The organism is Gordonia sp. NPDC057258 (assembly GCF_042668985.1).
Taxonomy (GTDB): domain Bacteria; phylum Actinomycetota; class Actinomycetes; order Mycobacteriales; family Mycobacteriaceae; genus Gordonia; species Gordonia hongkongensis.
The window spans coordinates 1-11,935 of record NZ_JBHUXZ010000060.1 but is presented as its reverse complement, the minus strand read 5'-3'; the positions used below and the strand labels follow the sequence as shown (position 1 = coordinate 11,935).

Genomic DNA, 11,935 nt, shown 5'->3' with positions numbered 1-11,935 from the left:
ATGGAGTCGGCCTGGCCGTCGCCGTCGGTGTCGAGGATGGCGTCGGTGGTGCCGTCACCGTCGACGTCGGTGAGTGCGGCGTCGACGGCTCCGTCTCCGTCGGTGTCGATGAGAACGGCGTCGGCGGGGATCTCGGTGCTCATGGTGGGTCCTTTCGGGGTTCGGCGCGGTGGTGCCGGGGGGTTGTGAAGTGGTTCTGGTTACTTGGAGGTGAGTCTGCCCCGGTTTGTTCCCCACGGCCTCGAAGTCGCGTCGGGATCATTCGCGGGGAGTACCCCCCGTCAGCGCAGATCGGCGAGCAACTCCGACAGGAGGGACCGCGCGCGGGAGATGCGACTGCGCACGGTCTGCAGGCCGATGCCCTGGGCCTCGGCGATCTCGGAGTAGCTGAGCTCGCCGTAGACGCGCAGCACGAAGGTCGCCCGGTAGGCGTCGGGGACCTGCGCCAACGCTTCGGCGATCCGGTCGGACACGACGACCTGCGCCGCGACGTCCAGATGGCTCATCGGGTCGTGGTCGGCGATGTCGTCGGCGTCGGTGCGTTTGCGGATCCGGGCGAGCGCGGCGTTGGACCCGATGCGGTACAGCCAGGTCGACAGTTGCGCGTCACCACGGAAGTTGCCGATGGCCCGCCACGCGGCGACGAGCGCGTCCTGCATGGCGTCCTCGGCGTCGTGCTGATTGCCGGTGATGCGTAAACAGATGGCCCACAGCCGGTCTCGATGTTGTTCGACGAGCGTGGTGAAGGCCGCCTGATCGCCGGCGCGGGCGCGTTCGAGGAGGTCCGCGCCAGAGGGGGATTCGTCGATCAACGACTGCACCCGCTCATCGTAGGGCCGTGCCCCGACCATGGCAGCACATCGCGACTTTCGGTGCCGCGCACCTCAGAAGTCGTCATCGAACGTCCCGTCCTCCACGGGATCGACGACCGGATCCCCGTCGTCGCCGAAGACGTCGTCGATGGTGTCCCCGAAGTCACCACCGATCGGATCGTCACCCGCGAGGTCGGATTCCGCAGACACCTCGCCGTCGAACTCCTCGTCCGCCGGATCCGGCCCGGGTGCGGCGGTCAGGTCGGTGTCGAGTTCGTACGACGGGTCGAACGCGGTTCCGACGGCGGTCTCCCACGCGCCCTCGGGCACGCTCAGCTCGCCGGGCGGGTCGGTGTCGCGCAGCCAGTCGTCGAAGCCGCTCTCCTCGGAGCCGCTGTCATCGTCAAGGTCGTCGGTCATGGTCGTTCGCCTCCGCAGGTGTCTCTGTCATCCGGTCGACTGCCGGGCGCCGAGGAGTGATGGACAATTCTCGGCACGTACCTAGGAGTGTCGCCGAGCCCGGAATGTTCCCGCCGGATCGGAAGAAGTCTCGGGAGGTCAGATCTCGTGGAGCAGCGCATGACCGTGCGTGGTCGCGTGGAGCAGTTGCTCGACGAGGTGGGCCCGCTGGCGCCGGACCCGGTGACGATCCCCGCCCTGCGGGCCCGGCTCGCCGAACCACTGACCGTCGCGCTCGTCGGACGCGTCAGCTCCGGCAAGTCGACGCTGCTCAACGCCCTCGTCGGGGACCGTGTCGCCCCGACCGACCGCGCCGAATGCACCCGCGTCGCCGCGCTCTACGTCGAGGGCAACCCGCAACGGGTCGAGGTCATCGGACTCGACGGCACGGTCACCGAACTCCCCGGACCCATGCGCGGCGACCTCGGCCGGCCACCGGAGGAGATCGACCATGCGATCGTCCACACCCCGTCCCGGTTGCTGCGCGAGCGCTTCCGCGTCATCGACACCCCCGGCCTCTCGGGTTTCACCGACACCGCCGAGATCGCGACCCGGCGGGTGTTCGGCGGGCAGAGCAGGCTTGCCCGGCCGGACGTCGTCCTCTTCCTGCTCGACGACGCCGCGGGACCGAAGGCCGACGAGGTCGCCTTCCTCGCCGACGCCGGTGCGTCGGCGCAGAACACCATCCTGGTGATCTCCCAGGCCGACCTCATCGCCGCCGACAACCCGATGCTCAAGGCGCAGGAGATCGCTCGCCGGGTCTGGCGACGCTTCCCGGCGATCGCGGGCGCCGTGGTCGCGGTGTCCGGGCTGATGGCCGAGGCGGGCGTCTGCGGGGTCACCGAACGTGAGACCGCCCAGATCTCGCGCCGCGGACAGCTCGAGTCCTGGGAGCTGCTGACCATCCTCGACGGCGGGATGCCCGCGCCGCCGGGGATCGACGTCGACGAACTGGGCCGGCTCGAGCAACTCGTGGGCACCTATGCGATGGACGCCGGGGGCGAGATCGCGCGGCAGGGTGCACGGGCGTACAGCGAGTGGCTGCACCGGGTTTCGGGTATCGACGAATTGCGGCTGGCCATCGGCCGGCGATTCCTGGCCGTCGGCGACATCCTCAAGGCCCGCACGGTGCTGGCCGCGCTGCGCGAATCGGCCTACCGCAGTCCGCGACGCGACGTCTTCCTGGAGGCGATCGACGAGGCCGAGACGTCCCCGGCGCTGCACCGGCTCCGCGAGATCGCCGCGCTCGAGGCCCTCGCCCGGTGGCAGCCCGACAGCGAACTGGTCGGCGAGCTCAACGTCGTCGTCGCGAGTCGCGATGTGCGCGTGCTGTTGTCGTTGCCGCCGAATGCCGCACCACCGGTGATCGCCGACGCCGCGCGGCAGCGGGCCACCGACTGCCGGTCGCGGCGGGCCTTCGCGGCGACGTCGGCCGAACGGGAGGCGTTGCTGGTGCTCGAGCAGACCTACCAACTCGTCCGGCGCGGACTGTGGGTCAACTGACGTGATGGTCGACGAGGAGCGCAGGGTGAACGAGGAGAGCAGACGGTGACTTCCAGCGAACCCGCCGCCATGTCCGGGGCTGGGGCCAAGGGACTCGAGAAGGCCCCGGCGAAGAGTGCGACGCCGACGCCGGAGGCGGTCCTGCGCTCGGCGATCGACGCATTGCGCAAGCACGGCGAGGACGCCATCGCCGACCGCGCGACCCGCGTCCGCGACCGACCGGCACCGCAGGGGACCGTGGTCGTCATCGGCGAGGTCAGCCGGGGCAAGAGCTCGCTGGTCAACACGCTTCTCGGGGTCGGCGACCTCGCGCCCGTCGACGCCGAGATCACCACCTCGGTGTACGTCCGGTTCACCCCTGCCTCCGACGACCTGCCCGCCGGCACCGCGCTCGTCGAGTTCCCCGGTGCCGCCCACCGCATCCCGGCGACCGAACTGTCCGACTGGGTGACCGTCGGCGGACGTCACGCGGCCGGGGTGCCGGCGGAACGTCTCGCGCCCGGCACGCCCGTCGATTCCGTTCTCGTGCCGCCGGTCTCGGCCCGGGTGGGGGTCGACGCCACGGTGCTGCCCGGCGTCACGGTCGTCGACACACCGGGCGTCGGGTCGCTGGTCCCCGAACACGTCGAGGCCGCGGTCAGCGCGGCGCGCGGCGCGTCGGTGCTGGTGATGGTGTGCGACGCGACCGCACCGCTCAGCGCGCCCGAACTCGACTTCCTGCGCAGTGTCAGCGAGGAGGTCGCCTCGGTGGTGCTGGTGGTCACCAAGACCGACCTCGTTATGCGGCAGTGGCGGACGATTGTAGCCGAGAACCGAAAGCTGATCGGCGCCAACGCACCTCGCTTCGCGCACATCCCGATCATCGGCGTCTCCAACCGCATCGCCGCCCAGGCCGCGGCGATCCCCGATCCGGACCGTCGTGAACGGGCCCTCGCGGCGTCGGGCGTTCCCGAACTCGTCGACGCCCTGACCCCGCTGGTCCGCGACGGGGCCGCGTCGCCGGTGCGCAACGCGCTGCAGCTGACATTCGCCGGGCTCGACGACGTCCGCACGCGCCTGGTCCTGGAGATGAAGGCCGCCACCGCGACTCCCGCCGAACGAGCCGACATCGAAGCCGAACGCGACCGGCTCCAGCGCCTCAAGGATCGTCGTCGGGAATGGCGGGCGCGACTCACGCAGGACATCACCGCGGCGTCGCTGCAGACCGACGACCTCATGCGGGACCGTTTCGACAAACTGCTGGGCCAGTGGTCGACGCGCATCGACAAGTTGCGCTTCTACGAACCGCATCGGGCGGGCCAGGAGCTGATCGCGCAGATGACCGTCGACCTCGAGGCCGCCGCGCGCGAGGTGAGCGCCTCGTTCGTGGCCGGGATCGAGCGGATCGCCGACGCACTGTTCGCCGACGCCGCCATCTCCGACGAGCTGGTCGGGCAGATCGCCGGCGGCGCGGGCGAGCTCAAGCTCCGTGAGCAGGAGAAGATCTCGCCGTGGAAGAACATGGTCGACCCGATCCTGCTCTCCATCGTCGCCGCCGGCGGCCCGCTGGCGATCATCCCGGTGGTCAACGTGGTGGCGGTACCGGTGTGGGCGGGCGTCGTCGTCGGGTTCCGGGCGTCGAAGGTCGGCAAGGAGAATCACCGCAAGTGGTTGACGAAGGCGGTCGCCGACATGAAGGCCGACGTCCGGTCGCAGCTGCAGTCGATCAAGGCGCAGGCCAGCGGTGACCTGCAGATCGCCTACGACGAACTGCTCGAGCGGCTCCTCGCGGAGTCGACGAAGATCCTGAACGACGCCGCTGCCGATGCCAAGAAGTCGGCGGCCGAGCGGGAGAAGATCGCCCAGGATCTCCGCAACCAGATCATCGCGGTCGACAACGTGCGCAAGTCGATCGCCCGGGTACTTCGAGCGCCCGCCGGATGAAACCCGCTGTCATGTGTAACGATCTGCACCTGAGGAGGTGGCCACGTGGCGCAGGAGAGCAGGCGGCGACTGTGTATCGACTTCGGCACCAGCAACACCGCGGCCGCGTACCGGGTCGGGTTCGGCGAGCCGGTCATCGTGCCGCTCGGCCCGGGTGGACCCGCGATGCCGTCGGCGGTGTTCGCGGCTGACGCGACCGTCGTGGTGGGTCACGACGCGGTGCAGCGGCGATTGCAGGCACCCGACGCCTTCGAGGACACCCCGAAGTCGCGTATCGACGACGGCGAGATCGAACTCAGCGACCGGTTCTGGCCGGTCGAGGATCTGATCGCCGCCGTGCTGCGGCACGTGCACCAGACCGCGTTGCGCCACAGCGGACTGCCGATGTTCGACTCGATCGTGCTGACCCATCCGGACCGCTGGAGCGAGCGACGCAAGAACGTCCTCCGGCGCGCGGCGCAGCGGGCCGGCATCCCCGCCGACGCACTGCGTGTCGCCTCCGAATCACTCGCTGCCGCTTGGTACTACGTGTACCGCGGACATGACGTCAGTGGTGGCGAACGGATGTGTGTCTTCGATTTCGGCGCCGGCACGTGCGACGTGGCGGTCCTCGTCCGCGACGGCGCCGAGGGGTTTACCGTCACCGGGTCGGGCGGCGACAATCACCTCGGCGGCCGGGACCTCGACGCCCGGATGATCCGTTGGGTGCACGACGAGGCCGCCGAACTCGACCCCGACCTCCCGAGCCGGCTCCGATCCCCGGCCGCCGCGATCGCCCTGGCCGATCGGGTGCGGACGGCGAAGGAAGCGCTGTCCGACACCGCGCAGGCCGTCATCGAACTGCCCGGCACCCGGCACACGCTGCTGCTGACGCGACGCGAGTTCGAGGCGATGATCGGACCGTTCGTGGAGCGGGCCGTCGAGTTGACCCGGGACGCGATCGCGCGGGCCGACGCCGCGGGTACCGGTCCGGGCGGGCCGGTCATCGTCTATGTCACGGGCGGGACCAGCAGCATCCCGATGTTGCAGTCCGCGCTGTCGTCGGTAGGCCGGGTCGCCCGGATCGGCGACCCGAAGGTCGTCGTCGCGCAGGGTGGGCTCCTCCGCTCGACCAACGTCGTCCCGGGGACCGAGGCCAACAGCTTTGACGCCGGGCGGGAGACCGATCCGCGGCGGACCGTGGGCCCGGCGGTCGACGCATCGGGTCGTCGAATCGCGTTCCCCGCGTTGCCGGGCGGTTCGGTGATCGCCGCCGTCTCGGTGCGCAACGGCCAGCCCGTACGAGCGGGGGAACCGCTGGCGACCGTCGATTCCCCGGCCGGGCGGGTGACGATCGACGCACCGGTCGCGGGCACGGTGCACGGCCTCGACCTGCGGTCGGGCGCCGCCGTCCAACCGGGTGCGGTGTTCGCGGCCGTCGGACCGGTGGACCTGCGGCCGGACCAGTGGCCGCGGCTGCATCGGATGCCCGCCGGCACATCAGTGGCAGCGGCGCGGCCCGTGATGCAACCCGTCGTCCCGCAGCCCGTCGCTCCACCTGCCCACATCTCGCAACCCGGCTCGGCGCAACCGATTCCGGAATCGGGGAAGGTGAATGCGTTCGGGCTGGCGGGACTCATCGTGGGAATTCTCGGGTTTCCGCTGTGCCTGGGTACGATCGCCGGCCTGGTACTCACGGTCGTGGGCATCACGCGTGCCGGTGGCCGTCGCGATGCCCTCACCACGACGGCGCTCGTCATCAACATCCTGGGCGCCGTGGCCTGGGTGGCGTTCGTCATCTGGGCGGTCGTCAGCGGCTGACCCGCACGCCGACGCGCAGGTCGTCGGTCAGGGATGGCTGTCGATGTCGAACTGACGCCACGCGGCGTCCCACTCTCGTGACCGGTGCCGATCGGCGACCAGGCACACGAGCACGGTCGAGCCCCACCAGACGAGCACGACGAGCATCACCACCCCGGCACCGGCGATCAGGCCCTCCATCACGGCGTCCGTCGTGGTCACGGGTGGGCCCACCACCGCGCCGGTGTCGTCGAGCCAGACGGTCCGGACCCGGCCGACGGCGTCGAGCGGCTCGGCGCCGACGGACGCAGTGAGCCGGTGACCGTTCGGGTCCTGCCACGCCACGGTGGTGTGGTCGGTGGTGTTCTGGCCGCTGTCGTTCGGCACGGCGGCGCTCGGCACGTCGGCGCTCGGAACACCGACGCCCGGGACGCCGGCACTCGGTGCACCGATGCGTGGTTCCCCGATGCCCTCGACGGACGTGCGAATGATGGTGGCGCTGACCGAATGTCGGGGTCCCTGGTGCTCGATCGTCGCCTTGTGCGCCGCATAGGTGTTGCCCCCGACGGTCAGGGCGACCATGAGCCCGGCGAGTGCTGCGATCCACAACATCACGAGTGTCGCGGTTTCCAGGCGGTCGGCGCGGCGGACCAGGCCATTCGACGATGCGTGCATCACACGCCAGCAGTGGAGTTCGCGGGCGAGGAATCGCAGCATGTCCCCCTCCTGATGCCTGTCGCCCCTTACATGGTCGTTGCCGGGGGCTCGCCGGGACAGGGCCTTTGGTCCCGAAACGGGCGCAGCACCGGCGTGTTCAGTCATTCGACTCACAAACGATCCGTGCTCAGCGTATCCTCGCACTGCGCCGATGGCCGACATCGTGTGGGGGTGCCGGGGCGTAGGGGGTCGACTCGAGGGGCGGGATCTCGCTCCTCGTCGGTGTCCACGATCGTCATGGTTCGACAGGTCGTCGATGGTCGTGGTCTGAGTGGAGGGGTTGACGTTGACCAGCGTTTTGTCTGTGGGCGCATCGAGACGCGGTGCGCGCACGTTTCTCACGTCGTCGGCGATCGGCGAGGCGATCGACATCGAAGAGTCGATCGTCCTGACCGGGTACGCGGCGCTCGCCGAGAGTGCCGCGGACTTCGGGGTGACGCCGGACCTGATGCGTGAGGTCGACGCGGCCGTGCACCGGCACCGGGCGATCATCGCGCGGCTTCGGCTGATGCGAACCGAAGCCGTTGCTGCCGAACAGGTCTCGTCGCCGCACGACGAGGCGCTGGCCGCCCTGGGTCTCGGTGGTCCCGATGGTGATCCGATCGCCACGGACGTCGAGCCGTCGAAGGTGGTGCGGTCGTACCGCGACGCCGACCACGACGGTCGGCGTCCGGCGCCGGTCGCCGTCGCGTACCTGCTCGCCGCGGCGCACGCGCTGACCGACCCGACGAACTGTGGGACCGCTTCGCCCGCACTCAATCTCATGCCCCCGCCGCTGCATCGGGATCGCGCCCTCCTGGAGAAGGTGCTGACCCACGCCGTGGCGATGTCCGACCCGGCCACCCGTGCGGAGCTGGCCGCTCACATCACCGCTGCGAGTACCGCGTTCGCCGACGCCGGCAGCGTGACCGACCGTTCCCTCTCCGTGCTGCGGTACAACCCGCACTCGTTGCGCACCTCGTGCCGGTCGATGGGTCTGGGCGAGGTCGACATCTGTATCGCCGGCTGATCTGATCGGCCACCGGGCGCGCGGCGATTACTCTGGGCGTCGTGACCACGTCGGTTTCGCAGCGCTATCGGTGGCTCCTGCACGTCGATCTCGACCAGTTCCAGGTCGCGGTCGAGCGGCTGCGGGCCCCCGAGCTGGTCGGGGTGCCGGTGATCGTCGGCGGCAACGGCGATCCGACCGAGGCGCGCAAAGTGGTCACCTGCGCGTCGTATGAGGCGCGCGACGTGGGCGTCCGTGCGGGGATGCCGTTGCGGGCGGCGCACCGCAAGTTGCCCGACGCGGTGTATCTGCCGCTCGACATGGGCGCCTACGACGCGGCGTCCTCCGAGGTCATGGACGTCCTGCGGGCCACCGGTCACCCGGTCGAGGTCTGGGGCTGGGACGAGGCGTACCTGGGGGTGAGCGCGCGCGGGGCGGAGGTCGACCCCTTCGACGACGCGGCCATCGTCGACCTGGCCGAACGGATCCGTTCGGAGATCCTCGACCGGTGCGGGCTCACGAGCTGCGTCGGGATCAGCGACAACAAGCAGCGCGCGAAGATGGCCACCGGATTCGCCAAGCGTCCGCCCGGCGGCGCGCGAAGCGGTGTCGACGCGCCGCGCGTGTTCGTGCTCGACGACCGCAACTGGCTGGAACTGATGGGGGAGCGGCCCACTCGCGACCTGTGGAGCGTCGGGCCGAAGACGTCGGCGAAGCTCGCCGCCACTGGGATCACTACGGTGACCGAGCTGATCGCCACTCCGCGCGACGACTTGATCGCCACCTTTGGTCCGCACCAGGGCAATTGGCTGTACGTCCTCTGCCGCGGCGGCGGTGATTCGACGATCACCGCCGAACCCTGGCGGGCGCGTTCGCATTCCAAGTCCCGCACCTTCGCGACCGACCTCAGCGACGCCGCCGAGATGCGCGCCGCCGCCGCGGATCTCCTGCGCGAGTTGCTCGATCAGGTGGTCGGCGAGGAACGCCTGCCGTTCCGGGTCGCGGTGACCGTCCGCACCACGACGTTCTACACCCGCACCAAGTCGAGGAAGCTCCCCGCGCCCAGCCTCGACTTCACCGAACTCGAGTCGGTGGTCGCCGACCTGCTCACCAGGTTCGACATCGACCGCCCGGTCCGCCTCTTGGGCGTACGCCTCGACCTGGTGACCGACGAGGAAGGCGCCGCAACCTGAAATGCCCCTCCGCTCCCTGATCAGAAAGAAGCGCCAGCCCCTGCTCCCGAGCCCGATGGGCGTGCTGAGCCACCGCTCCTTAGTCCAAAGAAACGGCCTGCCCCTGCTCCCTGAGGAGCGCCCGGAGCTTGCGGAGGACGCGTCACGAAGGGTCTTCGCAACCCGACTCACCAAGAACCTTCGTGACGCTCGCAAGTGGCGGGACTGTCTCGCGTACCCGCCCCGATTCGTGACCGACAGACTTCAACTCGACTCCTAGACCTCGATCGAAGTCTGCCGGTCGAGTTGAGGTCTGCCGGTCGCCGGCCCGACGTCTGCTCATAGTTGCTCTGCTCGACCCAGCGGGTCGCTTTCCACACTCCGGAGGGCGCGGCCGACTACTGCTCCCCGAGGAGGCCGGAGCTTGCGGAGGCCGTCATGAAGGGGCCTGGTGAGATGCGTCGCCGTCGCTGGCACTCCTCGCACATCATGGAGCAGGGTTTTTGCAGTCCTTTCGGATCAGGGAGCAGAAGGGACGCTCGCGGCTCGCGACCCAGGGAGCGGGGCGGGGCGGCCCGCAACCTCGCTTCCAGGTTTCGCGGCCCCCTGCGGGCCGTGCCTGGCCCACGATATTTGACCGGGTATGGAGCCGACTGGGGTGTTCACTGTGGAGTTGTCAAGGGACGGATGCGGTCCCGGGTGTGGCCCGGGTGCGGAAGGTGCTGCGCGAAGGTGTGGTCAGGCGGCGTCGTCGAGTCGCATGGTGCGTCGGTTGTGGGCGGGTAGTGGTCGGCGGTGCGGGTCGATGGTCGCGGGTGGGATGAGCCACGGATGACGGTCGTAACCGATGACGATGTCCCAGCCGTGGTGGTGGACCTGGGTGTGGCAGCGTTGGCAGAGCAGGCAGCCGTTGTCGAGGTCGGTGGGTCCGCCGTCGGCCCACGACTTGATGTGGTGGACCTGGGTATGTGACGCTGGTGCACCGCATTTGATGCAGCAGGCGTCGCGGACGATGATTGCTTTGCGTAAGTGTGCCGGATACAACCGACGGGTGTGACCCATCTGTAGTGGTACGCCCTCACTGTCGAGGACGATCTCGGTCAGGGATCCGTCGCAGGAGACCTGTTTCGCGGTGGCATGGCTGACCGTCCCGGTCCACGGCAGCGTTGCGAGTTCTCCGGTGGCGGGGATGGTCAGCATCAGTTGCGTGCGTGGGCTTCCGACGGTGTCGATGGTCGCGCCAATCGCTGCTTGGTCGAGGATCAACTCGAAAGCGTCGGCACGGCGTTGCTCGGCGGTGCGACGATCTTCGGTGCCGTCGGGTTCGGGCCGTGGGCAGGACCGTTCGTCGATCATCGTCAGGAACTTCTCGCCCACGACCTGGGTGAGGTCGGCATGTACTTCGACGCGGCCGTCGTCGGTGGTGTGGGCGGTGACCGCGTTCAGCGATGGGTCGTCGGCCGCGGGAAGGCCGGTGTCGGAGGTGTCGGCGAGGTCGTTGGCGATCGCGCGGGCGTGTTCTAGGACCTGTGTCGGGGTCGCGCCGGACAACGCTTGTGCGATGAGGTCGGTTTCGTACTGGGATCGGTCACCGTCGGAAAGCGCCTCACCACAACGCTTGTCGATCTGGTGCATGCCTCGGACGATGGCGTCGACGACCTCGCTGGACAGCCGCCCGTCGGCGGCATGCCGCGCTGTGGCCGGCAGAGTGGGCAGGGCGTCGACACTGCGCATGGTGCGAAGAGCGGCCGCCGGGGCGTGGCCTGACTCGATCAGCAGCTTCTTGGTGGTGCTGCCGGCTTTCTGTGCGACGCCGATGCCGTCGAGTTGCGCTGCGTGCGTGACGATCTGATGATCGGCAAGGTTGCGGATCAGGCGCCACGTGTCGAGGGCGTCGAGTGTTTCTCTGCCTGTTGGGTCGTCGGCGGGCGGGCTGGTGTCGATGAGTTGATCGAGGAGCGTGGTGAGCTCTGGCATGACTCCAAGGTACCGGAACATGCGTTCGATTTCGAGGTTTCTCCACAGGCCAGAAGCTCGAATTCATCTACTGTGCAGCAATTGTCGTCTAATGAGCGCCTATTCGCGTTGACTGTGCGCAGATCGTCAACAGTGGTGTACTTCAGTCGCACAGCTCTCTAGTTCTGGCGCGCCTTCGACCGACTGAGTTTGAGGTGTTTGAGCTGGTTCCCGTTGAGCAGGGGCCGCCGATCACAAAATCTCGCGCTTGACAGTCGACTTCGGGCGCGCGCGAGAGTGTAGCCGAAAACTCCTCCACCTGAGTGCGTTCGAAGGGCGATATGCCCTTCGATCATGCTGAGGGGGACGAACTTTCAGAGTCGTCTCCGCAGGGTGGCGCGCTGGGTCGTCAACCGTCTTCTACGGGCGGGCTCCTCAGTATCTGCGGCCTGGCGGCCGTCGTGGACTTCGTAAGAATTCGTTGTGCTCGGGGCGAGCCTTACCTCTGCTCCCTGAGGAGCCCGGAGCTTGCGGAGGCCGTCACGAAGGGTCCTGGTCAGTCGGGTTGCGAAGACCCTTCGTGACGCGCCCTCCGCAAGCTCCGGGCGCTCCTCAGGGAGCAGGGG

At 69.0% G+C, this 11,935-nt stretch carries 9 protein-coding genes; 5 read left to right on the top strand and 4 right to left on the bottom strand.

Features of this window, described 5'->3' with window-relative positions:
• Positions 1-281 precede the first annotated feature (281 nt).
• Together ACFUEJ_RS23725 and ACFUEJ_RS23720 are read right to left on the bottom strand one after the other, a co-directional pair.
• The gene (locus tag ACFUEJ_RS23725) at positions 282-821 is read right to left on the bottom strand and encodes an RNA polymerase sigma factor (RefSeq protein WP_165630484.1); all 540 of its coding nucleotides are present in this window, start codon (positions 819-821) and stop codon (positions 282-284) included.
• Positions 822-884: 63 nt separating this feature from the next.
• Positions 885-1,232, bottom strand: coding sequence for a hypothetical protein (locus ACFUEJ_RS23720; protein WP_388032310.1), 348 nt, complete (start codon positions 1,230-1,232; stop codon positions 885-887).
• 159 nt (positions 1,233-1,391) lie between these two features.
• On the opposite strand from ACFUEJ_RS23720, the gene ACFUEJ_RS23715 reads away from it, so the two are divergent.
• The 3 genes from ACFUEJ_RS23715 (at position 1,392) to ACFUEJ_RS23705 (ending at position 6,497) form a co-directional block, all read left to right on the top strand.
• Positions 1,392-2,774: a GTPase gene (locus ACFUEJ_RS23715; RefSeq protein ID WP_388032308.1), complete on the top strand. Its 1,383-nt coding sequence runs from the start codon at positions 1,392-1,394 to the stop codon at positions 2,772-2,774.
• Positions 2,775-2,843: 69 nt separating this feature from the next.
• Positions 2,844-4,697 (top strand): dynamin family protein, encoded by a 1,854-nt coding sequence (locus tag ACFUEJ_RS23710; protein WP_388032312.1) that lies wholly within the window; start codon positions 2,844-2,846, stop codon positions 4,695-4,697.
• Between the two features lie 45 nt (positions 4,698-4,742).
• A complete protein-coding gene (locus ACFUEJ_RS23705; RefSeq protein ID WP_388032306.1) occupies positions 4,743-6,497 on the top strand; it encodes an Hsp70 family protein in 1,755 nt (584 codons plus the stop codon).
• Positions 6,498-6,524: 27 nt separating this feature from the next.
• Here ACFUEJ_RS23705 and ACFUEJ_RS23700 read toward each other — a convergent pair whose 3' ends face one another.
• Entirely contained in the window at positions 6,525-7,193 is a 669-nt protein-coding gene (locus ACFUEJ_RS23700; protein WP_388032304.1) for a hypothetical protein, read from the bottom strand.
• 304 nt (positions 7,194-7,497) lie between these two features.
• Here ACFUEJ_RS23700 and ACFUEJ_RS23695 point away from each other — a divergent pair, with 304 nt between their 5' ends.
• Both ACFUEJ_RS23695 and ACFUEJ_RS23690 read left to right on the top strand, forming a co-directional pair.
• On the top strand, positions 7,498-8,202 hold the full coding sequence (locus ACFUEJ_RS23695) for a hypothetical protein (RefSeq protein ID WP_388032302.1): 705 nt from the start codon (positions 7,498-7,500) through the stop codon (positions 8,200-8,202).
• 41 nt (positions 8,203-8,243) lie between these two features.
• Complete coding sequence (locus ACFUEJ_RS23690; protein WP_388032300.1) at positions 8,244-9,374, top strand: DNA polymerase IV; 1,131 nt, start codon at positions 8,244-8,246, stop codon at positions 9,372-9,374.
• 717 nt (positions 9,375-10,091) lie between these two features.
• Here ACFUEJ_RS23690 and ACFUEJ_RS23685 read toward each other — a convergent pair.
• Entirely contained in the window at positions 10,092-11,351 is a 1,260-nt protein-coding gene (locus ACFUEJ_RS23685) for an HNH endonuclease signature motif containing protein (RefSeq protein WP_205334043.1), read from the bottom strand.
• Between the last annotated feature and the right edge of the window lie 584 nt (positions 11,352-11,935).

What these genes read in the sequence shown, in the direction of transcription:
- ACFUEJ_RS23720 (WP_388032310.1), bottom strand. Translation starts at nt 1,232, where the DNA reads ATGACCGACGACCTTGACGATGACAGCGGCTCCGAGGAGAGCGGCTTC.
- ACFUEJ_RS23715 (WP_388032308.1), top strand. Translation starts at nt 1,392, where the DNA reads ATGACCGTGCGTGGTCGCGTGGAGCAGTTGCTCGACGAGGTGGGCCCG.
- ACFUEJ_RS23710 (WP_388032312.1), top strand. Translation starts at nt 2,844, where the DNA reads ATGTCCGGGGCTGGGGCCAAGGGACTCGAGAAGGCCCCGGCGAAGAGT.
- ACFUEJ_RS23700 (WP_388032304.1), bottom strand. Translation starts at nt 7,193, where the DNA reads ATGCTGCGATTCCTCGCCCGCGAACTCCACTGCTGGCGTGTGATGCAC.
- ACFUEJ_RS23685 (WP_205334043.1), bottom strand. Translation starts at nt 11,351, where the DNA reads ATGTTCCGGTACCTTGGAGTCATGCCAGAGCTCACCACGCTCCTCGAT.